We start from the raw sequence: 23513 nt of genomic DNA on the forward strand, positions 1-23513 counted from the left end.
GTCACCAAGATTTCCCGTTCGAGGCAATCGGGCTGCTGCCAATCTCATGGTTGCCTCTCCGTTCCGCATCGAGCCAAGAAGCTTGAACGTGTAACCCGGGATCGGCGACGGACCAGGCTTCAGGTTGGTCGATCAGGGGAAATCTCCGGGCCGAGAAATCTCCTCGACGTTGATGAAGCGGATTTTAAGAGAATAGAGTTCTCGCTTCCGATGGGTGGCTGATACCGTCGACGGGCATGAAAGAAACGCCGAAGCGGCTGATCCAGTAGGCGATCCCGGCGTGGGCGGACGAATCGCCAACGCTGAGGATATATCCCTGTTCGACCACTCGAAAGTCGGCCTCATCGTGAACCACGACGCCGAGAGAATGTGCGCAATCATAGCCGCGACGGAGACGCCAACCTGGATCGGATTCACCCTCCAATTCGGCATCACGAACGCGAGATCGGGTGAGTGACGATGATGTGGAGTTCTCATTCGCCGATGCGGTCGCTCATCCTGGCGCCTGTCTTATTGCTGTTGGCAATGACGGGCCCCGCGTGGGCCCATCCGACGCCGGACTCGGCGATCGTCCTGCGTCTCCAACGCAACGGGATCGACGCCGAGCCGACCCTGCCGATCGGCGAGTTGGCATTCGGCTGGGAGAAGCCGCTGCCGATGGATGCCGAGCAGGTGGTCCGCCTGTACGGCGAGGAACTCAAGGATTACGTCCGCGCCCACGTCCATCCCCTCGCGCCCGACGGGCGGGTATGGACCACGACGGTGCGCGACGTCGCCCCGGTCGTCGAAAAGAATCCCGACGTGCCGGTCGCGTTGACACTGACCCCGCCCCCCGGCGCCCCCGCGGACCGGCTGACCTTCCGCTATGACGCGATCTTCCACCACCTGATCACTCATACCGCGGTCGTCACGCTCGCGAGCGACTGGCGGAACGGCGTGACCGGCGAGGCCCCGGTCCTGCTGGGCACGATGCGCGACACCGATCCTTCGATCTCGATCGACCGCTCGGGCGGAAGTTGGCTCCGGGGATTCGCCGCCATGTTCCGCCTCGGGACTCGCCACATCGCCGAGGGGACCGACCACCTGCTCTTCCTGGTTCGTGTTGATCCTCCCCGCGCCGCTCGTCGCGACGGGCAGACGCTGGGGTTACTATGCCGGGGCGAAGCCGGCCATCGAGCGTGTCATCAAGGTCGTCACCGCGTTCACCATCGGCCACTCGATCACCCTCGTCATAGGCGCACTCGGGTGGGCGAGCCTCCCCTCGGCCATCGTCGAGTCGGTGATCGCCCTTTCGATCCTGGTCTCGGCCGGGCATGCCCTGGTCCCGATCTTCCGCGGCCGGGAGGTCTACATCGCGGGGGGATTCGGCCTCGCCCACGGGCTCGCATTCGCCTCGACATTGACCGGATTCGGATTTGATTCTTTGACTCTAGTTTCGAGCGTGCTGGGCTTCAACCTCGGGATCGAGGCCTTCCAGCTCCTGGTCATCTTCTTGATGATGCCCTGGCTCCTCTTGCTAGCCCGCTCTCGTGCCTACGGCCCATTCCGAGTGATCGGGGCCTCGCTCACCGCCATCGCCGCCGCGGCCTGGTTTGCGGAACGGGCATTCGGCACGGCCAATCCCATCGCCCCCATTGTCGAGGCCATTGCGTCTCATCCCTTCCGGCTGCTCGCCGGCCTGGTTGCGTTGACGCTCGGTGCGACCTTCGAGGGTTTCACGCCGCTTGCGCGAGATCGTCGCAGTCTGGATACCCTCGAGCCTGCCCTGACCTCGTCGGCCGGCTCGCCAGATCGAAAGGCCTTGAGAGGGGCAGCCGAGGTCTTATCCCTCACGCGATCGAGGCAGGCGACGGCCCGGCCCGCGTGGAAGCTCGACGCGGCCGGGAGGACGGCGGAGCGCCTCACGCCCTGCCCGCTGAGCCTCAACTCGATGGCCAAGGATTACATCATCGGTCGCGCCCGCCAGGCCGCGCTCGACCGGAGCCGGGGCATTCAAGGCGTCCTGCTCAACATCAGCGGCGACGCCCGGGTCGTGGGGGACGTCGCCCGGACGGTCGGGATCGCGCCGCCGGTCGGAGACTCGGAAGCGGCCGAGCCGATCGACCGCAAGGCGGGGCGTTACGACCTGACGGAGACGCACCACGGCTTCGTCGCCGTCATCAACGACCTGCACAAGGGCCGCGACACCGGCAAGGCCTGGTCGGCCCTCATCGACGCCTCGGCCATCGCACCGGCCGTCATCTCGCTGACCGGCCTCGTGCTGCTCCTCTACCTGAAACGCCGGCGAATCCCCGGGCTCCTCGTGATGGTCGGCGGGATGGTGGCCGTCGTGGCGGTCTTCTTGCGATTCATCTCCTGAAAAAAACCCAAGCCATACGGCATCATTCGCTTATTTTCTCCTGACCTGATACGATCCCACGGCAATCACTTCATCCTCTTGAGGAGATTGCAAAATTTCTCCGCCCCCTGGAGATACGGGCTCTGGGCGGCCAACTGGAGTTCATAACTGGCTTCCTGGCTGCCGATGCCGCGCCCCATCATCGCCTCATGTAGGCTCGCGGGGGTCACTCCGAGCAACAGATTCTCGGCGATCCATCGCCTCCAGGCGTCATCGACTCGCACGGTGGCGATACCCGCCGGAATCGCGGTCGAATCGGATTGGATGCCCGCCGCGGAAGCCATCACGACGTTGCCCGCTCCCGTCGCAATCTGGACGTTTGTCAAGTCGACGGATCGCTGCGGGGAAGCCGGCCTCGTGGGAGACGAGGTCCCCGCGGATGCGGGCGAATTCGGCGGACGCGCGGCGGGGAGGCCGATGACGACGGGGGGTTTGACCTTGGTCATGTGGTCGGAGTTGGCCTTCCGGCCCTGGAGATCCCGCCCGTGGAAGTAGTCCTTCTGCCAGCCGTCGGGCTGGACGTCCCCCACGGCCTTCTGCTCGTGGAACTGACGCCGAGACTCGCTCCACTCGCGATAGGCCTGGGCCACCTCGGGGTCGTCGTCGAGTTTCTGATAAGTGACGACCGCCTTCTCCAGGCTCGCCCCGTGATTGACGGGGATGGGGATGGCCTGGAATAAGGGCTCGCCGAACTCGAATCGCGTCGGCCGACCGGGGACCATGATCCGCCAGTTCATCGTGAACGACATCCTCATCCAGTCGCTCTCGATGACCGCGGTGAGCGGGTGGGCATTCTCCTTGAAGTAATTGGCCGGGCCGTTCACGAGCAGCCTCGATCCCCTGGGCTTCGTCCGGAAGAGGAAAGGCGTGTTCCAGGTGATGATCCCCTGGCCGAACTGGCTGTTGATGAAGGGCCCCCAGACATCCCCCGCCTGATCGAAGCGGAAGTTGATGCTCCCCGGCTCCCCCCGGCCATCCCAAACGGCCGTGAAGCCGACGGGGTTCTTGATCCACCACCCGATCTGGTTGGCGATGGTCAGCGGCAGGCATCGGTAGGCGAAACGATAGGGAGTGGCGTCCATCCAATCCCGCTGATAGTCGGCCCAGCACCAATCCCAGCCGGTCCCATCCGTCCGGTTGGCGAGGAGCGTCGAGTCATCCACGAGTTGGTAGATATCCACCTCGAGCCGGGTTGGCTCGGCATCGCCGTGGCTCGTGGCCTCGGTTGGCTTGGCTTGCGACATCGAGCGCGATTCTCCGAAAGTTGCCGGGTGGCCTCGGCCGGAGCAGTCAGGGCGGCCCTGCCAATGACTGCGGTCGAAAACCGACCGGGTTGGCCCTATTAGACCCCGGATGCCTTCCCGCGACTAGATCACGACGAGACGCGGTGATGGAGTCGGCATTCGCGACTGGCGAGGGATGGCCTTATGGAGAAAAACGGGCAGGCCTGCAAAGGTTTCACCGACGACACTCAACAATCCTCAACACAGCCTTGTATCCGCAATCCTTCATTCGAATAAGGCACGGTCGAGATCGACGGATTTCGGCAACCAGGCCTCACAAGTCATCACGATCAATTTTTCACATTAATTCAATTATAAATCTATCAATTAAAATGAATAAGACACAATTCAATCACGACTTGCATTCAAAATCAAGACTAGGAAGCATAAGGCTGCGAGCTCCAATCTGACTCGTGGACGACAGATAGTCCGTCGGATACGATATCCCATCCCCGGCAAACAATTGTCAAACCGACGTTTTCAGCCCGGGTCTTACACAAGAGTCAACTGCCGCGAACGTTTCAGGGAAAGGAGCCGGCCCTGCGACCCATACCGTCTCTCGCCATCGTGCTCGCAGCCTGGCTCGTCGGCCTTCCGGGCGTGATGACGTTCGCCTCGGCGGATCCTGACGAGGTCTCACCCGCGGTTGCAGCCTTCTTCGAGACGGAGGTGCGCCCGCTCCTCGCCGAGAAGTGCCTGTCCTGCCATGGCGACGACAAGAGCCCCAAAGGGGGCCTCCGACTGACCTCGCGCGCGAGCATTATCCAAGGCGGCGACAGCGGCACCGCGGCGGTCTCGGGCAAGCCCGACGAGAGCCTGCTTGTCCAGGCCGTCCGGTATTCGGAAGACCCGAAGATGCCGCCCAAGGAGAAGTTGAAGGACCGCGAGATCGACGCCCTATCGCGTTGGGTCGCGATGGGCCTCCCCTGGCCTGGGCCGAAGTCGACGACCGAAGCCACGGCTCACGACTCCGCCGAGCGTCGGTTCACCGAGAAACAACGCGGCTTCTGGTCCTTCAAGCCGATCAAGGTCGGCCCCATCCCCGAGGTCCATGACAAGTCCTGGGCCCGATCCCCCATCGACCGCTTCGTCCTGGCAGCCCTGGAGGAGCGAGGCTTCCACCCCTCGGCCCCGGCAGACAGGCGGACCCTGATCCGCCGGGCCACCTTCGACCTCATCGGCCTCCCCCCCTCCACCGGAGAGGTTGAGGCCTTCCTCGCCGACGACTCGCCCGACGCCTTCGCCCGGGTCGTGGATCGGCTGCTGGCCTCGCCCCATTACGGCGAGCGCTGGGGACGACACTGGCTCGACCTCGTCCGCTATGCCGACGCCCGCGACCTGATCCAGCTTCCCCCCGAGAGCGACTTCCGAGAGGCCTGGCGCTATCGCGATTGGGTCGTCGCCAGCTTCAACCGAGACCTACCCTACCCCCAGTTCCTCCGCGATCAGATTGCCGGCGACCTCGTGCCGCCAGCGGCTCCCGGCGGGATCAACGCGGATGGCCTCGTCGCCACCGGGATGCTCGCCATCGCCGACTTCGTGCCCGGCGACGTCGACAAGGACCAGATGATCGCCGACTATGTCAACGACCAGATCGACGTCGTCGGCCGCACGTTCCTCGGGCTCAGCCTCGCCTGCGCCCGCTGCCACGACCACAAGTTCGACCCGATCTCCACCGAGGATTATTACGCACTCGCGGGCATCTTCTTCAGCACCCGGCTGGTCCCAGGCCCTGTGCCCGGCAATACCCCACTCGTCCGCGTTCCCCTCTTGCCCGAAGACGAATTGACGCAGATCAAGGCCCAGGAATCTGCCGATACGCGTCGACGCGCCGAGCTGGAGCGAACCATCGGCGATGCCTCTGACCGCGAATATCTCGATCTTTTGAGGCATTCGCTCGTCAAGGATTTCGCCAACTACCTCATCGCGGCGTGCGAGCACCGGGCGAACCCTTGCAAGGCAGAGGCCGCCGAGTTGACCTCACTTGCGAGCCGTAAAGGCCTCCACGAGAAGACGCTCGCCGCCTGGGCCGATTATCTCGCCCGCGTCGAGTCTCAGCCTCTCATCCCTCATCATCCCACGATCCGCAATGCCGCAACCGGGCGACTCACCGGCGCGACCCTCGAACGCTCAGCGCAGGAGCTGCAAACGGCCGTCATCGAGCGAGCCACTCGCGCCGAGCCGACGGCATCTTCGTTGGCACAATCCCTGTTGATGCGATTCCGCGCGGACGATCCGAGCCTTATCATCGATGGCAGTGGCCGCGTCTCGCTCTGGCCAAACTGTTCTGGCCTCCCATCAGACGCCAAGTCCATCAATAAGGACGAAGGCCCGACCAAGGTCGAGGTCGCGATCGAGGGCAATAACAAGCCGGTACTGCGGTTCGATGGCAAGGTCCAGCTGGAGGCACCTCGGCAGGTGCCGGCGACGGGGAGCCTCTTTGTCGTCTTCCGCGCCGACGATTTGGCCGCATCCGGTCAGCGACTCGTCGGCTGGGAAGATTCCGACGTCGGCCAGCATGGCGTGGGGCTCATGCCCGATCCGAAAGGCCCCTTCCGTGCTGTCCTCAGGAACGCGGGCAAACCGGGCGACCTCGTCGACGATGCCCATTCCAAAGGCTTCGAGGTCGCCTGCGTCACCTGGGGCGAGGGGGGCACGACCCTCCATCGCAAGGGGAAGTCCCTCGTCCAGAAGGGGATCGAATCCGTCTCTTCCGACCCCAACATCAAGGCCCTGCACATCGGCGGGCCCGGCTCCGGCGGCGGGCCCCGATTCCGCGGCGATATCGCCGAAATTCGCGTCTACGACCGCCCGCTCGACGACCCGGAACGCAAACTCGTCGAGGCCGAACTGCACCAGACCTGGTTCAAGCCCTCCGATCCGAACGCCACGCGGCCCGATCTCGTGGCAAATAGTCTCGATGAGTTGATCTCTCCCCGCGGCCCCTTCTGGATCCCGGCCGAGCAGCGCGGAGGCTTGCTCCCCGAGTCGAGCCTGGCCAGGATCGACGCCCTGAACCGCGAACTCGATGCCCTCAAGAAGAAGCGCCCTCGTGAGATCCCCCAGGCGGTCGTGGTCCAGGACGGCGGGCCTCCCGGCACCCGGCACGAGGGCTTTAAGGATTCCCCCGTCTATCTCCGCGGGAACCCGAAGCGGACGGGAAAGACCGTGCCCCGGGGCTTCCCTCGCGTCCTGACGGCGGAGCGTCGCGAGCCGATCACCGAGGGCAGTGGCCGTCGGCAACTCGCCGACTGGCTGGGCTCCCCGGGCCATCCCCTGACGGCCCGCGTCATGGTCAACCGCATCTGGCAGCACCACTTCGGAGAGGGCCTCGTCCGCACGCCCAACGACTTCGGCTCTCGCGGCGAAGCCCCGACGCATGCGGGATTGCTTGATTTTCTCGCACATAGGTTCGTCGATTCGGGCTGGTCGACGAAGTCCATGCACCGGCTCATCATGCTGTCGTCGGCCTATCAGCAGAGCGGTCGAGCCGACGCCAACCTGGTCACCGCGGATCCCGAGAACCGCCTCCTCGGCCGCTTCACGCGACGACGCCTCGACGCGGAATCGATCCGCGACAGCCTGCTGTCCGTGGGGGGGCGCCTGGACCCAACCCGAGGCGGGCCCGCCTTCCTGGAGTTGGGCATCCCGAGGCGAACACTCTACCTCTCCGCCGCGAGGACAGGGGCCAGCACATCCGACTTCGGGCGCCTCTTCGACCGCGCCGACCCCGGCTCGATCGTCGACCGTCGAGGCCAATCCGTCGTGGTGCCGCAGGCCCTCTTCTTCATGAACGACCCGTTCACCGCCGAGCAGGCTCGTGCCCTGGCCGCCCGGGTCGCCCGCGAGGAACCCGGCGACGACCGGGCACGCATCCAGAGGCTTTACGCCATCGCCCTGAGCCGGCCTCCAACACAGTCTGAAGTCGGCCTCGGCCTGCGACTGCTCGCGACCGACCGGGACGACCACTCCTGGGAACGATTCGCCCTGATCCTCCTTTGCAGCAACGATTTCATCTACATTGACTGATCCGACTCATCCCCTTGATCTTGCAGGAGGGCCGAACGATGGATGACGCCGTCAACCCGGCACGGTCGACCCGACGCGAATGGCTGAGGCGGACGGGGGGCGGCTTCGGTTCCCTGGCCCTGGCGGCGATGCTGGCCGAGGAATCCCAAGGGAAGGCCACGGCAAGCCCGCTGGCCCCCCTGCCCCCGCATTTCCCGGCGCGGGCCAAGCGGGTCATCTTCCTGTTCATGCCCGGCGGCCCGTCGCAGGTCGACACCTTCGACCCCAAGCCTCGCCTGACGCGAGACCACGGCAAGCCGTCGCCGAAGCCCTACCTGGGGCAGACCCGGAACCTGCTCGCCTCGCCCTGGAAGTTCCGGAAACGCGGCGAGTCGGGCCTCGACGTCAGCGAGTTGTTCCCGCACGTCGGCGACTGCGCCGACAAGCTCTGCGTGATCCGCTCGATGGTGGCCGACGACCCCAACCATCCGGGCGGATGTCTACTCATGAACACGGGCGAGCGCGTCGCGACGCGCCCCAGCCTGGGCTCGTGGATCACGTACGGCCTGGGGACGGAGAATCAGAACCTCCCCGCCTTCCTCGCCATCGGCCCCGGCCCGCTGATCGAGGGGGGTCGGCAATACGGCTCGGCCTTCCTGCCGGCGGCCTACCAGGGGACGTTCGTCTCCGACCTTGATCATCCGATCCGCAACCTCAAGAATGGCAGCATCGGCCTGGATCGGCAGCGTCGCGAGCTCGACGCCCTCAAGCAGCTCAATGAGATTCAGCTCGCCGGCCGCGCCGAGGATTCTCGGCTGTCGGCACGCATCGAGACCTTCGAGCTCGCTTATCGGATGCAGTCGCAGGCCCCCGATGCCTTCGACGTCTCTCGCGAATCCGAGGCGACCAGGCGACGCTACGGCCTCGACGACGACGTGACGAAGGCCTTCGGCCGCCAGTGCCTCCTGGCGCGGCGTCTGACCGAGCGGGGCGTCCGGTTCATCCAGCTCTACCACACGACCGGCGGCTTCCAGCCCTGGGACCAGCACGCCGACCTCAAGGGGGGCCACACCAAGAACGCCCTGGCGACCGACCGCCCCATCGCCGCCTTGCTCCAGGACCTGGAGGAGCGAGGCCTCCTCGATGAGACCCTCGTCATCTGGGGCGGCGAGTTCGGCCGCACGCCGGTCGGCCAGGGGCAGGACGGCCGAGACCACCACCCCTACGGCTTCACCATGTGGCTCGCCGGCGGAGGGGTCCGCGGCGGCATGACATATGGAGAGACCGACGAATACGGATGGGACGCCATCGAGGACCGCGTCCACGTCCACGACCTTCACGCGACGATCCTGCACCTCCTCGGCCTCGACCACGAGCGACTGACCTACCGATCCATGGGCCGAGACTATCGCTTGACGGACGTGTATGGCAACGTCGTCAAGGGCATCATCGCTTGATCAATCTCTGGTTCGTCGTTATGGAAAGACGTGATGGAAGCACGAGAGATCAAATTCCTCGCCATGCCCGAGAAGGGTGAGGTCTCCGCCTTATTGCTACGCCCGCATGGCGCGAGCCTGCTCCTCGTCCTGGGCCACGGGGCGAGCACGAACATGCGTCACGCCACGCTCCAGACGATCGCGGACCGGCTCGTCGACGTCGGAATCGCGACCTTCCGCTACAACTTCCCGTACTCGGAAAACGGCAAGGGACGCGACTCGCAGGCCGTCTGCGTGGAGACCGTCCGCTCGGCCGTGGCTGCGGCCCACACGGCGGCTCCCGACCTGAAGCTGCTGGCGGGGGGCCACTCGTTCGGGGGTCGGATGACCTCCACGGCCGCCTCCGAAGCCCCGCTCGAAGGAGTTCGCGGGCTCGTCTTCTTCTCCTTCCCGCTCCACCTGGCCGGCAAGCCCGATACGAAGCGGGCGGAGCATCTCGAGGCCGTCACGGTCCCGATGCTCTTCCTTAGCGGCACGCGCGACGAGTTGGCGGAGATGAATCTCCTGCGACCCACCTGCGAGAAGCTCGGCCTACGCGCGACGCTCCACACCCTCGACACGGCCGACCACGGCTACAAGATCCTCAAGAAGACCCGGACGAGCCCGGAAGACGTCTTCGTCGAGATGGCCCGCGTCCTCAAGGATTGGGCGGCGAACCTGGAGTAGGCCCCCTCCGGCAGGGGAAAATCGAGAAAAATCCGGCTCGAGGTTCGTCCAGATCGCCCGCTCCGGCGTCATTGATTGTGAGAGACATCGGAGCGAGTGACGCGCCGACTCTGGGACCAGAGCCGAACGTGATGATGGAACCGACCGACGCGGAACGCGTGGATCGGTTCCAGCGTGGGGACCGGCACGCCCTCACGGCCCTGGTGCGGCGTTGGGAGGGGTTCGTGCTCCGGGTTGCGACGCGAGTCACGGGCGACGTGGGCGAGGGCGAGGAGGTCCGGCAGTCGGTCTTCCTGCATTTCCTGGAGTCGCCCGAGGCCGTCCGCCACCCCGATCGGTTCGCGGCCTGGCTAAGGCGATCGACCGTGAACGCGGCGATCAGCGCAGTGCGGGGGAGGAGCCGTCGCGAGCGGTCGACCGACCGGCTCCGCGTCCACTCCGTCGGCTTCGATTCCACCCTTCCCGGCGATGCCCTGGAGGCGGCCGATGAGGCGGAGCGCCTGACCGTCGCGATGGCCAGGCTCGAGCCCGAGGAGCGAGCCCTGCTCTCGCTCCGCTTCGATGAAAGCCTGACTTTCGCCGAGATCGCCGCGGCGTTGGGGCTCCCCGCCAGCACGATCAAGTCGCGGTCCGCTCGGCTCGTCGCCCGCCTCCGCGTGATGCTCGATGCCGACACCCCGGCGGATGCGGATGGGGCACGATCATGACGGAAGACCTGGACCGAGACGATCGCGTCGAGCCCCCTGACAACGACCTGCACGCCCTCTTCCGCAGGACGGCCCCCGAAGTCACCCCCATCGACGTCGAGGCGCTCCTCGCGGGCGCCAAGGCACATCATCAACCGCAACCTCGATTGAGCAGGAGGCTCGTTATGACGATCCGCATCACCCTCGGGACCCTGGCCGCGGCCGGCGTCGCCACGTTCTGCTTCCTCGTGCCCCGCGGCAGTTCCGCGGCCTTCGACTTCGCCGATGTCCAGCGCGAGGTCGCGGCCGCGAGGACCGTAACATTCACATCAACCGTGACCTTCGACGGCAAGCCCTCATTCGTTGACAGGATCTTCTATTCGGCCCCGGACCATTCCCGCGTCGAATCCGAGAAAAGGTATACGGTGATTGATCGCAAAGCCAAGAAGATCATGACCGTTGATACGGCCAACAAATCCGCCTCTCTCGAGAACATGACAACGATGCCGTCGAGCAGCGACATGTACACATTGTTCAAGGAGATCGCGAGGGATCCGATCGAAACGCTCCCCGAACGCAAGATCAATGGTAAACGATCCCTCGGGTTCGTCTCGACGTGGCACGCGGGCGAAGTATCGATCTGGGTTGATCCCAGGACAAAGTTGCCGATGAGAATCGAACAGACTCGCAAGGAATTGGGGCACACTCTTGAAAGAGTCATGGAAAACTTTGTGTTCGACCAGCCCCTCGACCCATCTCTATTCCAGTTAAATTTACCTGAGGGATATATCGCCCCCTCTCTTACCCCGATTTTGACATCAGGAGCGAAGTTCCTGCCCTTGCCGAATGACCTCTCCTTGGCAAAGGCTAAGTTAAGTCCTGGCGTAGGAATCGGTCCCGCAAGATTCGGAATGACGAAGGCGCAAGTTGTCAGTGTCCTTGGACAACCCGATCATGAATACGAGCAAGGACGTACGACATACTTGGTCTATCGCTCACGCGGTTTCGAGTTGACGGTTCAACCAAACGATCGACCACGCCCGGGTCTTAGCTGCATCAAGTGTGTCGATCACGAGGATAATCCGGTGCAACCTTTCCATAGGTTTCAAGGCAAGACGGATAAAGACATCAGCCTTGGCACGAGCCGAGCCGATGTCGTCGCGGCCTACGGAGAGCCTGATCCGGAGGGCGGGAGTGAGGTGAAAGTGGCCCCTGATGCAGTGGAAAGCCTTGAGACGATTCGCTATCGAAAACTGGGGCTGAGTTTCGAGTTGCTTCAAGCCAAAGTTTCGCGGATAACCCTCGAAGCCATCAAGGCCAACGCAACCGCGAAGCCTTGACGACAGGACGCGAAAGCTCAGGGATTGGGCTCCCTCAGTATGACGGCTTGCCACCCCGACTCGATGGGCTTCCCGGCCTCGTCGGGGTGGTCTTCCACCACCTCGCACGAGTGCTCCGTCACGGCGTCGACCCTCAGGGCCTGCCGAAACGAATGGCCCTGGACCTCGAGGATGTGGCCGACGCGGATCCCTTGTGCCGCCCCCACGTCGAGCCTGGCCCGGCCGCCTTGCAAGGCCTCGACATTCGTGGCGATCAGTCGATTGTCGCGCAGATAGCTCATCCAGGGCTCGGGCAACTCGGGAATGCCGCTCACGGTGCCCAAGGTCTCAAACCAATGAAGCGGCCCACCGCGGGTCGTGATCGACACTGTGGGCTCATCTCCCTTCATGATGCTGTCGCAAAACGCCTCGAGCCTTTCGGGAGGGATCAGGTACGATCTCATCCCCCACTTGACGGGTTGGAAGACCTGCTCCCTCCGCCGCTCGGGGGCCTTGATGGGCGTCAAGACCAGGGTTTCGCCAGCACGCATCACCGTGCCCGATTCCCTGGCGACGATCCCGGAACAACTATGGAAAATCCGGGAATATCGGCCGTCGGCCAGGATGCTCAGGTTGGCTCCTGCCTGTTCGTATTCGCCCGCAACGGGCGCGAAGCCGCTACCAGACTTCGGGCTTGGCGGAGGATATCGATGGGCGGGGTCCTGATCGCCATGGATGAGCAGTTGCAGGATGCTCATGAACGCGATCTGGAACACCACGAGCAGGAGGAGTTCGACGAGAGTCAGGCCTTGACGGAACCGCCGCCATACTCGACCAGGGATCGCGACCAAGGATTTCACCTCACCACCTCTCCAAGGCGGCTCTTTGCAAAGCCTGTGTCGCAAGAGGATCAACCGGAATTTCTCCCGAACACCATGGCTCGATTCCTCTTATCTACGGTAGCCCGTCCCACATTGATCGTCCATCCCACTCACGATCTCGCAACCGTGTCCTCGGAAGGAAAGATCCTCAGAAGTTTGGGCACGCTCAAGTGTTTCCAAAAAGCACGCCACTTGATTGATGCTTCTGCCACGCAACCGTCCAAAGGTGGCTTACTCATTCTTGACGTAGACGACGCTTCAGAATTCAGTATGCTCGTTCGCGCGAGGCGAACATGCGTGCGCCGCGGTCTATCATCAGGAGGAATTCCATGTCGAAGGACAAAGGATCGACTGTCCGACCTCTTCGCCGCTTGGCTCAAATCGCCGCACTCTCAGCCGTGACCCTCTGCGTCCTGGCGATCGCGAATCCCCTCCTGGCCGGTCCGAAGAAGCCGATGATGAAGCGGAATGATACCGGCCTCTGCAAGCTCATATTGACCCTTCCCGCGAAGAAGTTCCAGACAGGTAAGCCCATCACCTTCTCGCTCGACTTCGAAAATATCTCATTCGAGCCGCTCATGATCTGGAAAACTCATAGGTGGGAGAACTATATGGTATTTGTCACCGACACCAAAGGCAAAGAGCCGCCGTTGACCGAGTATGGACAGGATGCTCGAAAGGGTTTCAAATCAGGAAATCGTGATCACAACATTCGATGGTTTGTCCAGCCGGGAGATACGAGATCCATCGTCCGCGATCTCGACTTTTCCAAGAACTACAAGCTCGAGCCAGGGAAGTATCGAGTTCACGTTCTCTACGATGAAATCCTCGAGCCGCAGATTCGAATCCTCTCGAACCGCGTTTCCTTCGAAGTCAAATAAGCCATCCGTGCCAGGGACGCCCAGCCCTTTCTCTCGACAATCTCCGGCCTGATTCTCCAAATCAAATCAAGCTAACCATAAAAACATTTATGCTATCAAACATCAGTAAGTTTCATTCAAGGTTACAACAAGCCCCTCCGTCCGCGATCACAAGCCGACGACATTCCTTGGACCGATGACCTAGGAGCGGGCGGTCGCTATCCAGCCTGCAATTAGCCCCGTGTCTTCGTCCATTTCCCATTCGCAAGCGAGCGATCCCATGAATCTGTATGTCGGCACCAGCGGATACTCCTACAAGGAGTGGAAGGGCTCCTTCTATCCCGCGGACCTTCCGATCAAGCAGATGCTGCGGTATTACGGCGAGCGATTCCGCACGGTCGAGATCAACAACTCGTTCTACGCCATGCCCAAGGCGTCGGTCCTGGATGGTTGGGCCGGCGAGGTCCCGGCGGACTTTCACTTCGTGCTCAAGGCCCCGATGACGATTACGCATCGAAAAAGGCTCAACAATACACACGAAGCGGTCTCGCAGTTCCTCGAGGTCGCCGGGGCACTGACGGAGCGGCGGGGGCCGCTGCTGTTTCAACTGCCGCCGAACATGAAGAAGGACACGGCGCGACTACGCTCGTTCCTGGAACTGTTCCCGGATCAGCTACGATCGGTGTTCGAGTTCCGCCATGAATCGTGGTTCGACGAGGAGATTTTCGGGCTGCTCCGCGAGCACCGCGCGGCGCTATGCATCGCCGACGCCGAGGATGAGCTCAACGTCCCGTTCGTGTCGACCACGGATTTCGGCTATCTCAGGCTGCGGCGGCCCGACTACAACGACGCCGACCTGAAAGAGTGGGCGAAGCGGGTGCAGGACCAGGGGTGGGAAACTGCGTACGTCTACTTCAAGCACGAGGATGAAGGGAAAGGCCCTCGGCTGGCGGGACGTTACACGGAACTGGCGGCCTGATAGTCGTACCGCCCCCCATCCGTGGGTGAGCGGTTCGACCCAGTTCGTTTGACGTCGCACCTTCAAGGAAAAGGAAGAGGCCGTTGTCGGATCAGGCGATCCAGATCCAGTAGATTGCGAGGATGACGACAGTTCCCGCGACGCCCGTGAATAGGCCGGAAAGGCGTCGGCGCTTGAGGTAGAGCAGCAGGATCAGGCCGCTCAAAGAGACGATGATCAGCAGGATGGCCGAGAGGTCGATGACGACCGACCAGGCCGCGCCGGTGTCTCGCCCCTTGTGCAGGTCGTTGATGGCGGCGATGAGGCCGTGGTACGTCTGCGTCAGGGTGTAATGCCCCGTGCCGCGGTCGATGAAGGCATCAGCGGCGAAGCCGGGGCCCTTGAAGGTCACGGTGCATTCGAGGTCGTCGGCGCGGAAGTCGGAGAGGGCGCCGCGGATCCCGTGCGTCTTGCGCAGGTGCTCGACGACCTCCAACTTCGCGATCCGACGGGTGGGATCGTCCTCACCGGACTTCGCAGAGACCTCCTGGTTCAGCCAGCGGAGTTCCAGGTCGCCTTCGGCCTGGGTGGTCCGCTCGGCCTCGCCGAACCAGTCGGGGTGGTTCAGCGTCAGGCCCGTCACGCTGAAGAAGAGGACGATGGCCAATCCAAACAGCGAAACATAAATATGTAGCCAGCGCGAGAACGCGGCGAACTTGATCTTCAGCTTGCGTCCGGGCGAGGGTGCGTTCGGCACGCTGCGAGGGGGCGTCGAGTCACTTGGCAGCCGCCTTGCGGCGGTATTCGATGGAGGCGGACTTGATCTCGACATTCCCCTTGAGTTCCTCCGCGAAGGTTTGGTCGTCCAGCTTGATCTCTTTGCGAATGATTTGATGGGTCCCGTGCTCGCGGGCGACCTCGATCGCAAGCGTGTACGTCCCCTTCGGGAGCGCCTCGCCGCGATCATCCTTGCCGTCCCAGATGACCCGGTACTTGCCCGCGGGGCGGGTCGCCCTCGAGATCGTCTCGACGAGATCCGACGTCTCCACGAGCCTGCGAACCTGGTCGGACTGATACCAGTGCTTGAGGTCCGGGATCCAGCGCGGGCCGGGGGGGTCGGCCTGCACCCAGAGCGTCAAGGTGCGGACGGATAGCTTATCCTCGTCCTCGACCCAGATCGCCACATACGGCCGGCGATAGCGGGTGGTATTCCCCTTAGGCGGGCTGATCTCGAAGTTCACGACGAACTCGAATTCCGGGGCCCAGGGGGGCTTCGCCTCGGCCTTCTTCTTCCCATCCTCAGCCGGCTTCGCCTTCTCATCGGCGAATGCAGTAGTGATGACCTTCGTCCGTTCGAAGCGGCGGAAGCCGGGGCTCCTCGCGACCGAGCCGTCTTCGGAGACGAGCAGGCATTCGACGCCCGGCAGCGTCTTGACGATCTCCAGGCTCTCGCCCATCGGGAGCACGCTGACGACCTTCGCAAGCGCATCCGCATCGTCGAGCCGAGGGGCGATGATCGTCGCGCTCACGACGCGCCGGACGGGCTGGCCGTCCCTCGGGTCGAAGATGTGCGAGTACCATTGATCCCCAATCTTGAGCCCGCGTTGATAGTTGCCGCTCGTCGCGATCCCGTGGTTCTCGACGGCCAGGCTCGCGATCGGCCCGGTGGTCTCCGAATCCTTCTGCGGCGACGCGATGCCGATCGAGCCGTTCATCGAGCCCATGACCCGCAGGTCGCCGCCGACGTTCAGCAGCAGGCCGCGTATCCCGCGCGACTCGTCGAAAGCAAGGCGGCTCGCCCGCTCGACGATGTAACCCTTGGCGATGCCGTTGAAGCTGAGGGGGCACGTCGAGAGGTGCGTCGCCGTCTTCGCGATCGGATCCAGGCTCCACGGGTTCGCGGCCATCAACGTGCGGACATCCGCGAGTTCGCCGGCGGTGGGACGTCGTTTCTGGCGGGCGCTGCCGGTCCAGAGCGAGGTGAGTGCCTGGACGCGAGGGTCGAAGCTCCCCTTCCCCTTCGCCATCCAGTATTCGCTCCGCTCGAGCACCTCATATAGCTCAGGGGAGACCTTCGTCGCGACGTTCATCGCCCCCTGCCAGCGACTCAGCTCGCTCGTCTTGTCGTAGCCGCTCAGGATCGCGGAAAGTCTGTCGATCTCCTCCAGAACCCGAGTCTCGGCCTGGCGAGCGGCGGCCTCGTCGTCGGCCTTCAGGCGCAGCTCGAGCGATGTCCCCATCACGTTCTCGTGATGGAAGACGAAGGGCTCGGCGGCCTGGGCCCTCGCCTGATAAGAGCCGCACAGAAGCAACAACATCACTGGTAAGTATTTCATTATATTCAACCCTCGACGGTTTCCAAGCGGCGTGGCTTCAGGAAATCGTATCCAGGATTTCGGCGATGTGAGTAGGTCTCGATCCGAATCCCGACGTCGCCCGGTTCACAACTTCGTGAAGGGGGAGGAGGCCCGTGCCTCCTCCCGGCGGCTAGCCAACGAGACGGCAACGCCCCGGGGCCGGATCGCTCCGGCCGGGGCATCGTCCAGAACAATCTTACTGATCGCCGCCGCGCCTGGGGCCGCGACGGCCGAGCGAATCCTGGAAGGCCTGGAGTTCCTTGGCTCCCAGCACGTTCTCGAGCCTCGTCTGCAGCTCGACGCGAGCCAGCTCCGACGAGTCGCGGAGGAAGGCCTGGTAGTTCGAGACGCAGTCGAGGGCCTTGTTGCGCGTCTCCTGCGAGACCTTCAGGTTCTTGAGCCCGTCCTCGATGAGGGGGAGGTTGACGCCACCGACCGTGCCTTGCACGAACCGGGCGAAGCTCTCCTCGTTCTCGACGGCCTTGAGCTCGGCGCCGTCGAGGATGCCATCCTTGTCGGCGTCGTTCTGGGCGAGGAGGGCCTGGAGCCGCTCGGGCAGCTCGGCCTTCTCGACCTTGCCGTCCTTGTTCGCGTCGAACGCGACGACCCGGTCGATCATCGAGTCGGTCGCCCCGCCCAGCGCGACGACGAAGCCCATGAACGTCTGGAGGGCCTCCTCCTTGGGCACGGAGAGGGCGAAGGCCTCGAACTCTGTCGCGTCGAGGCTCCCGTCCTTGTTCGCGTCGAACGCGACGAGCCGCTTCTCGACCTGGATCGCGTTGGCGGTTTCGGGCGACTTCGCCTCGTCCTCCGCGATCGCCACGCCGGAGAGGCCCACGCAAAGGCCGAACACCCAGGCCGGATACGTACTCTTGATCGTCATGTTCTGATCCACCTTGCTTTCGAGGAATCCTCGACTTCGAGATTCGGTCGCGCGGGGGGATGGCCCGACGTCGGCACGCGACCTTGATTTCAAGGCTGATTCGGGCCGACTCCCTCGAACGGAGTCGGCGCATATGTCATTGGCAATCCGGGCCGCGTTGGGATCGGATCCTTCCACCCGGAACGGGGCTGGGCAGTTCAAACGAAGAACGAGGCAAGCTTGGGGTAGGCCGCCGCCGGGTCCGGAGATGGGATTGGGGGATGTGACGTACGAGTGAACACGGAGCGGCCCCCGAGGTGATTTGGTGGCTCGAACCGACGGGACCAGCACCGGGTCGATGTCCGCAAACTTGATGAAATTGAGATTCAATCTCAATACGATAAAGATTACAGCTCTCCGTTGAGGTCGTCAAGGACTTGAAGACGGCAATCGGGCGAATCTTCGATCTGAAGGCGTAAGAACGTCGAAGCCGCCTTGAAAACAAGGCGATATCACAGGATTTCCAACATTAAATTCGTCAAGTCTTCAATATTTGATTTGAATATCTTGAGCAATCAACAACGAGACCTCTCCGGAATTGCCTTCGGGAAAGCGGTGCAGATTTGTTGAGAATCCGTGTCAGCGTCATCTCGCGATGAATTTCGCATGACGCGACGGATCTCATCCGTAAGATCCGCAAGATCCGAACACGGGAAAAGACGAGCCACTTGACCGATAGGCCGGCTTGGCCGAGTATAGTCCGGAAGGCCGCCGTGCCGGCCTCGACGATCCCACCCCCGATCGAGCCAGCCTTGAATGAGGATCCCTCCTCAACCACGATGGATGCTTCGCCCTGCCTGCTGGCTTTGGCCAGTGGTGGCGATCCTCGTCGTCCTCGGCTGGGATGAGGAATCGAGGGCCGCATCCGTCTCGTCGCACACGAGTAACAGCGTGATCGAAGATCACGGCCGCGACTGCAAGTGCGGGCGCCGCTGTCGAGGGGCATCCTGCTGCTGCGGGAAGGCCGAGGCGAGACCTCAGACCAGGACCTCGCCGGCGAAGGCCCCCGTCTCCTACGACGACCCGAACCCCTGCCTCAACTCGGCCCCCTGCGACGACCCGGTCGCCCCGAGCCCTCGGACGGTCAGCCCGCTGACGAAGGCCGCCGCGCTGGTCGCCTCGCTCGGCATCGCCCCCGACTCGACGGGCGAGCCCCTCCACGTCGCCCCCCAACACCTCGTCTCGCCCCGCAGCGTCGACCGGCTCGACGACCCGCCGGAACTGGCCTGAGGCTTCGCCCAGGGCGAATTACTGCGTGACAGCCCCACCTTCCCCGACGACTCGACACGTCCCGGTCGCGATCCGCGCCGGATCGTCTCGGAGTGGTCATCGCGGGACGCCCGTGAAGGGCTCGCGCCGGCAGTCGCCCTCGAACCCGATCGACGCCCCGCGCGCGCAACCGCCGCGGCGCCCGACTACGCCATGAGCCTCGGCTCGAGACGACGATCCATCCCCGCGAACATCACTCTCCGCGCACCTCGGCGGTCCCGCCAGCCCGACGACGGGCGATAGGCCGCGCGGCGAGCCTGCATCGGAAGATCAAGAACATGAAAGCGCGACGTGGCTTTACGCTCATCGAACTCCTGGTCGTGATCGCGATCATCGCGGTCCTCATCGCGCTCTTGCTCCCGGCAGTCCAGGCGGCGCGAGAGGCGGCCAGGCGCATGCAATGCACGAACAACCTGAAGCAGCTCGGCCTCGCCTTGCACAACTACGAGGGGTCGAACAACGTCCTACCCGCGGGCCGTTTCGGATACCCGTACCTCTGGTCGTCGCTGGCGTCGATGCTCAGCTACATCGAGGCGGCGAACATGTTCAACGCCATTAACTTCTCATTCCCGTCGCAGCTCAATCAGGTCCCCTACCCGGCCAATCTGACGGCCGTGTCGACCGTCGTCGCGACGTTCCTCTGCCCGAGCGACGGCCAGCGGCGCGTAGATCCGATCTACTTCGCCGGGACGAACTACGTGTCGAACTCCGGGACCGGCACCATCAACAACGGCAGCTTCAACGTGATCGCCGGCGGCACGCGGCCGGACGGCCCCTTCTACAACACGAGCGCCATCCGGTTCGCCGGCATCAGCGACGGCCTCAGCGGCACGGCGGCGTTCAGCGAGACGATCATGGGCAACAACACGAACTCGGCGGGGGGCGCGACGCCCATGGACGCGAAGCGGCAGTTTGCCCTCTTCAATACGTCGGGCTACATGGCGGGGCTCTCGCCGACGCTCTTCCAGTTGCCGAACCTGTATATCCCCGCGTGCGCCACGCCCGACACCTGGGCCGGCGACCGCGGGCGGGAGTGGTCGCGAGGTAGCTTCATCATGACCTCGTATAACCACTTCTACACGCCGAACAGCAAGTACCCCGACTGCACCGACACCGGCCGCGCCGCGGCCGTCACCGCCCCGAGGAGCTTCCATCCAGGCGGCACCAACATGCTCTTCCTCGACGGCCACGTCCAGTTCATGAAAGACAGCGTCAACATCTCGACCTGGCGAGCCCTCTCCACCAGGGCCGGCGGCGAGACCGTCTCCTCCGACTCGTACTGAGCGTCATGACCGGCTTCGACCGGTCAATCGACGCGAACGGGGTTGGTCACGGACCCGACCAACCCTCGCTTATCCTGGGGCCGAGGCCCAAAACCGAAGGCTGTCCCGTCGATTGTCGTGAAAGTCGAGCGTCGCGCATCCCAAAATGAGAGGATGGTGCCAGAAGCTTGCAAGCCGCCGCCGACTTCGGGGAACTAGATAAGAAATCGGTCGAGGATTCCCCCGGGGAGCGCGTTCAATGCAAAGCGAGTGTGCAAGGACCGTCCAGAGCCAGTTCGAAATCCTCTTCAACGACGGCAGCCTCGCGGCGCTCACCGACGCTCAGTTGCTCGATCGCTTCATCGCCCACCGTGAGCAGGCGGCGTTCGAGGCACTCGTGATCCGGCATGGCGGCATTGTCCTCCGGGTTTGTCGGGCCTACCTGGACAATCGCCAGGACGCCGAGGATGCCATGCAGGCCACCTTCCTCGTCCTGGCCCGCAAGGCGGCTTCGCTCCGCCATCCTCAACTGCTGAGTTGCTGGCTCTATCGGGTCGCCACCCACGTTGCACGGAAGGCCAGATCGCGTGTGCTGCTCCGCCGCCGTCGTGAGACGCAAGAGGCCGGCGCTCCCCTGGATCGTGTAACAACTCTCGGCCGACAAGAAGGCTCTCTCATCTCCGGCGAAGAGGCTGCGATCCTCCATGAGGAGATCGCTCGCTTGCCCGAGCACTATCGCATACCGGTCGTGCTCCACTACCTCGATGGCCGGCCGCACGATGAAATCGCGCAGCGGCTGGGGCGCCCATCAGGAACCGTCAGCGCCCGCATTTCGCGCGCACGTCATCTGCTTCGCTCTCGCCTGGTTCGGCGAGGAGTTGCTCCAGGAAGCGTACTGATTTGTCTGGGAGTTTCGGACACAGCCTCTGCGTCGCTCTGTGGCACTTTGCTGAGATCCACGGCCAGGGCCGCATGCCGATTCGCGGCAGGGATCGATCCTCTGAGCCCATCGGCCCTGGCGGCTAACATCGTGCTTCAGCAGATGTTCTGGACTCAGTTCCTCAAGCTGGCAGCCTGCGCGGCGATTCTCCTGGTGACGGCGGCCGGCCTGTTCGCACAAAGAGCATCCGCGGCCAGAGATGATACTCCAGGGCAACCACCGACGCTGGCCGCCCCCCCCGCAGACCGGAGCAAGTTCCCCGCCGTGGCGGCTTCGACGATCGCCTCGGAAAGCGCGATCGGCGGCCGCGTGCTCGATCCCGATGGAAAGCCCTTTCCCAATGCGAACGTCGCCATCGTGACCTCCCTGAATTTCCCGATGGGCAGCCCCTTCTTCCGCACCGTGATCCCTACGAAGACCATCACCGACGCCGAAGGCCGGTTCGTCCTCTCGCCGCCCCGGCAGAATCCCGGGGAGCGCGTACGTAGATACGTTCATGCGACGGCGCCCGGATTTGGGTTCGCCCGCACCGTCCTTCAGCCTGGCGTGGCGAAGGCGGAAGGCCTGGAATTGAAGTTGCAGGCGGAACAGACCATCCCCATTCGGTTGATCGACCTGGAAGGCAAACCTGTCGCCGGCGTCCCTGTTCGCGTCGTACATCTCCTCGACGCCCCACCGGCACCGATCACCGCACGCCAGCGTTACCCGGAACCTCCCCTCGATGGGTCCACCATCTGGCCGGGGCCTTTCATGACTGACAACGACGGCCACACCACCCTGCGAGGGCTCGGCCGGAACATGACGGCGTTCGTGGAGGTTGCGGACGACCGCTTTGCTCAGGAAAGATTCACGGTCAGCACCGGCGATGCGCCCCAGACAACCGCCCTGACGCTTGCCGTCGCCCCCGGCCGCAAGCTTGCGGGACGTGTGATCGACTCGGAAACGAGCCGGCCGATCGCGGGGGTCACGGTCATTCTTCAGGCTTCCCAGGAATCGAACGGAGTGCGTGAAGTCCGTTCGGCCTCCGACGGTTCCTTCTCCCTGACACTTCCTCCGCGCGACCGTCATTTCCTGATCGCCTCCCCGCCGATCGAATCCGGCTACCTCCCATCGCAGACGACCCTTCTCGCAGCCAGGGATCTCGGCCGGACGCTCGACGTGAAGCTCTCGCGCGGGGTCATCGTCAGGGGGCGGGTGATCGAGGCGGAGGCGAAGAAGCCGGTGGACGGTGTTGCCATCATGTATCTCCAGCAACAGGTCAACAACCCGAACTTCCGGCCCGATTTGAGGGCGATCGGGACTGGCCTCGGCAACGCGTTGACCGGCGCCGACGGCAAGTTCTCACTGATCGTTCCGCCCGGCCCCGGCACCATCCTGGCCAAGGCGTCGAGCACCGATTACATCTCGCTCGAGACGACCACATCGCTTCTCACGAAAGGCGAGAATTCAGGCGTTCGAATCTACCCGCACGCCATCGCCGGCCTGAATCCCAAGCCCCCGGCGCCTCCCGAGGCGAATGCTCAACCACAGGCCGGCGACGTGAAAGTCGAGCAGGCCGAGTTGATGTTGCATCGCGGAAGCACGTTGGAAGCGAGAGCGATCGACACCAACGGAGTACCTGTTGCGGACGCCATGCTGGTCAGCCCGACCTTGCTCAAATCCCTCTCTAGCAATGTGCAACTGGTCGAGACGATTCGCGACGGCATCATCAAGATCCCCGGCCAGGATCCGAATCAATCGGTGACGTTCTATGTCCTCGACCGCGAGCATGCACTCGGCGCCCGAGCGGAGCTCCGCGTCAAGACATCGGGCAAGACTCCCGTCATCCATCTCGAGCCCTGCGGGTCGGCGAGGGTCCGGTTCCTCAACCAGCAAGGCGAGCCGGTCGCCGACCGCCCCCTTTTCGCAGACGGCGTGCTCATGACCCTGGAACTGATCCTCGCCCCCGGAGTCCCTCTCGCCCCGCCGAGCAACAAGTTGTGTGCCTTGAGTTGCTACAGCGTGAACCTCGACCGTCCCCGCCACAAGGCGCTCCGCACAGACAAGGAAGGCCGCGTCACCTTCCCCGCCCTGATCCCCGGCGCGACCTACCGCGCGATGGCCAGCGAAGGGATGAGCTCCAGCTACGTCGACTTCACGGTCTCGTCCGGCCAGACGACGGAGGTCGGGGATTTGGTCATGAAGGCCAGAGGCCAGAAGTGACCCCGA

The 23513-nt window shown here is 63.7% G+C and carries 18 protein-coding genes; 11 read left to right on the forward strand and 7 right to left on the reverse strand.

Annotation, left to right across the window (positions count from 1 at the left end):
- Positions 1-473 precede the first annotated feature (473 nt).
- Complete coding sequence (locus tag ACOYYX_RS21155; RefSeq protein WP_422923431.1) at positions 474-701, reverse strand: hypothetical protein; 228 nt, start codon at positions 699-701, stop codon at positions 474-476.
- Positions 702-893: 192 nt separating this feature from the next.
- Positions 894-1040 carry a hypothetical protein gene (locus ACOYYX_RS21160; RefSeq protein ID WP_422923432.1) on the reverse strand — a complete coding sequence of 49 codons (147 nt, stop codon included), beginning with the start codon at positions 1038-1040 and terminating at the stop codon, positions 894-896.
- A gap of 62 nt (positions 1041-1102) precedes the next feature.
- Between ACOYYX_RS21160 and ACOYYX_RS21165 the strand changes: the two genes are divergently transcribed.
- Positions 1103-2359, forward strand: coding sequence for a PepSY-associated TM helix domain-containing protein (locus tag ACOYYX_RS21165; RefSeq protein ID WP_422923434.1), 1257 nt, complete (start codon positions 1103-1105; stop codon positions 2357-2359).
- Between the two features lie 65 nt (positions 2360-2424).
- On the opposite strand, the gene ACOYYX_RS21170 is transcribed toward ACOYYX_RS21165, so the two are convergent.
- Positions 2425-3642: a DUF6065 family protein gene (locus ACOYYX_RS21170; RefSeq protein WP_422923436.1), complete on the reverse strand. Its 1218-nt coding sequence runs from the start codon at positions 3640-3642 to the stop codon at positions 2425-2427.
- Between the two features lie 606 nt (positions 3643-4248).
- On the opposite strand from ACOYYX_RS21170, the gene ACOYYX_RS21175 reads away from it, so the two are divergent.
- The 5 genes from ACOYYX_RS21175 to ACOYYX_RS21195 all read left to right on the forward strand — a co-directional run bounded on the left by ACOYYX_RS21175 (position 4249) and on the right by ACOYYX_RS21195 (position 11877).
- Positions 4249-7710: a PSD1 and planctomycete cytochrome C domain-containing protein gene (locus ACOYYX_RS21175; protein WP_422923438.1), complete on the forward strand. Its 3462-nt coding sequence runs from the start codon at positions 4249-4251 to the stop codon at positions 7708-7710.
- A gap of 38 nt (positions 7711-7748) precedes the next feature.
- A complete protein-coding gene (locus ACOYYX_RS21180; RefSeq protein ID WP_422923440.1) occupies positions 7749-9146 on the forward strand; it encodes a DUF1501 domain-containing protein in 1398 nt (465 codons plus the stop codon).
- Between the two features lie 33 nt (positions 9147-9179).
- Positions 9180-9851, forward strand: a complete 672-nt coding sequence (locus ACOYYX_RS21185) for an alpha/beta family hydrolase (protein ID WP_422923441.1) — start codon at positions 9180-9182, stop codon at positions 9849-9851.
- Between the two features lie 131 nt (positions 9852-9982).
- Positions 9983-10558: an RNA polymerase sigma factor gene (locus ACOYYX_RS21190; protein ID WP_422923443.1), complete on the forward strand. Its 576-nt coding sequence runs from the start codon at positions 9983-9985 to the stop codon at positions 10556-10558.
- Positions 10555-11877: a hypothetical protein gene (locus ACOYYX_RS21195; RefSeq protein WP_422923444.1), complete on the forward strand. Its 1323-nt coding sequence runs from the start codon at positions 10555-10557 to the stop codon at positions 11875-11877. The genes ACOYYX_RS21190 and ACOYYX_RS21195 overlap by 4 nt, the downstream gene beginning before the upstream one ends.
- 17 nt (positions 11878-11894) lie before the next feature.
- Here the strand turns inward: ACOYYX_RS21195 and ACOYYX_RS21200 are convergent, their stop codons facing one another.
- The gene (locus tag ACOYYX_RS21200) at positions 11895-12716 is read right to left on the reverse strand and encodes a hypothetical protein (protein ID WP_422923446.1); all 822 of its coding nucleotides are present in this window, start codon (positions 12714-12716) and stop codon (positions 11895-11897) included.
- Positions 12717-13066: 350 nt separating this feature from the next.
- On the opposite strand from ACOYYX_RS21200, the gene ACOYYX_RS21205 reads away from it, so the two are divergent.
- Positions 13067-13618, forward strand: coding sequence for a hypothetical protein (locus ACOYYX_RS21205; protein ID WP_422923447.1), 552 nt, complete (start codon positions 13067-13069; stop codon positions 13616-13618).
- 259 nt (positions 13619-13877) lie between these two features.
- The gene (locus ACOYYX_RS21210) at positions 13878-14576 is read left to right on the forward strand and encodes a DUF72 domain-containing protein (RefSeq protein ID WP_422923448.1); all 699 of its coding nucleotides are present in this window, start codon (positions 13878-13880) and stop codon (positions 14574-14576) included.
- 91 nt (positions 14577-14667) lie between these two features.
- Here the strand turns inward: ACOYYX_RS21210 and ACOYYX_RS21215 are convergent, their stop codons facing one another.
- The 3 genes from ACOYYX_RS21215 to ACOYYX_RS21225 form a co-directional block, all read right to left on the reverse strand.
- A complete protein-coding gene (locus ACOYYX_RS21215; RefSeq protein ID WP_422923450.1) occupies positions 14668-15312 on the reverse strand; it encodes a PepSY-associated TM helix domain-containing protein in 645 nt (214 codons plus the stop codon).
- Positions 15313-15331: 19 nt separating this feature from the next.
- Positions 15332-16873, reverse strand: a complete 1542-nt coding sequence (locus ACOYYX_RS21220; protein ID WP_422923451.1) for a DUF2271 domain-containing protein — start codon at positions 16871-16873, stop codon at positions 15332-15334.
- Positions 16874-17108: 235 nt separating this feature from the next.
- A complete protein-coding gene (locus tag ACOYYX_RS21225) occupies positions 17109-17795 on the reverse strand; it encodes a hypothetical protein (RefSeq protein ID WP_422923453.1) in 687 nt (228 codons plus the stop codon).
- Positions 17796-18650: 855 nt separating this feature from the next.
- Here ACOYYX_RS21225 and ACOYYX_RS21230 point away from each other — a divergent pair.
- From ACOYYX_RS21230 to ACOYYX_RS21240, 3 genes are all read left to right on the forward strand, one after another.
- Positions 18651-19064, forward strand: a complete 414-nt coding sequence (locus ACOYYX_RS21230) for a hypothetical protein (protein ID WP_422923455.1) — start codon at positions 18651-18653, stop codon at positions 19062-19064.
- A gap of 317 nt (positions 19065-19381) precedes the next feature.
- The gene (locus ACOYYX_RS21235; protein ID WP_422923457.1) at positions 19382-20386 is read left to right on the forward strand and encodes a DUF1559 domain-containing protein; all 1005 of its coding nucleotides are present in this window, start codon (positions 19382-19384) and stop codon (positions 20384-20386) included.
- A 238-nt stretch (positions 20387-20624) separates the two neighbouring features.
- Positions 20625-23507 (forward strand): sigma-70 family RNA polymerase sigma factor, encoded by a 2883-nt coding sequence (locus ACOYYX_RS21240; protein WP_422923458.1) that lies wholly within the window; start codon positions 20625-20627, stop codon positions 23505-23507.
- Positions 23508-23513 lie beyond the last annotated feature (6 nt).

This window comes from Singulisphaera chitinilytica (assembly GCF_049331405.1).
Taxonomy (GTDB): domain Bacteria; phylum Planctomycetota; class Planctomycetia; order Isosphaerales; family Isosphaeraceae; genus PoT.

Coding starts and splice junctions, on each gene's coding strand:
- ACOYYX_RS21160 (WP_422923432.1), bottom strand. CDS start 1,040: ATGGCGGCGAATCCCCGGAGCCAACTTCCGCCCGAGCGGTCGATCGAG.
- ACOYYX_RS21170 (WP_422923436.1), bottom strand. CDS start 3,642: ATGTCGCAAGCCAAGCCAACCGAGGCCACGAGCCACGGCGATGCCGAG.
- ACOYYX_RS21180 (WP_422923440.1), top strand. CDS start 7,749: ATGGATGACGCCGTCAACCCGGCACGGTCGACCCGACGCGAATGGCTG.
- ACOYYX_RS21185 (WP_422923441.1), top strand. CDS start 9,180: ATGGAAGCACGAGAGATCAAATTCCTCGCCATGCCCGAGAAGGGTGAG.
- ACOYYX_RS21190 (WP_422923443.1), top strand. CDS start 9,983: ATGATGGAACCGACCGACGCGGAACGCGTGGATCGGTTCCAGCGTGGG.
- ACOYYX_RS21195 (WP_422923444.1), top strand. CDS start 10,555: ATGACGGAAGACCTGGACCGAGACGATCGCGTCGAGCCCCCTGACAAC.
- ACOYYX_RS21205 (WP_422923447.1), top strand. CDS start 13,067: ATGTCGAAGGACAAAGGATCGACTGTCCGACCTCTTCGCCGCTTGGCT.
- ACOYYX_RS21210 (WP_422923448.1), top strand. CDS start 13,878: ATGAATCTGTATGTCGGCACCAGCGGATACTCCTACAAGGAGTGGAAG.
- ACOYYX_RS21220 (WP_422923451.1), bottom strand. CDS start 16,873: ATGTTGTTGCTTCTGTGCGGCTCTTATCAGGCGAGGGCCCAGGCCGCC.
- ACOYYX_RS21225 (WP_422923453.1), bottom strand. CDS start 17,795: ATGACGATCAAGAGTACGTATCCGGCCTGGGTGTTCGGCCTTTGCGTG.
- ACOYYX_RS21235 (WP_422923457.1), top strand. CDS start 19,382: ATGAAAGCGCGACGTGGCTTTACGCTCATCGAACTCCTGGTCGTGATC.
- ACOYYX_RS21240 (WP_422923458.1), top strand. CDS start 20,625: ATGCAAAGCGAGTGTGCAAGGACCGTCCAGAGCCAGTTCGAAATCCTC.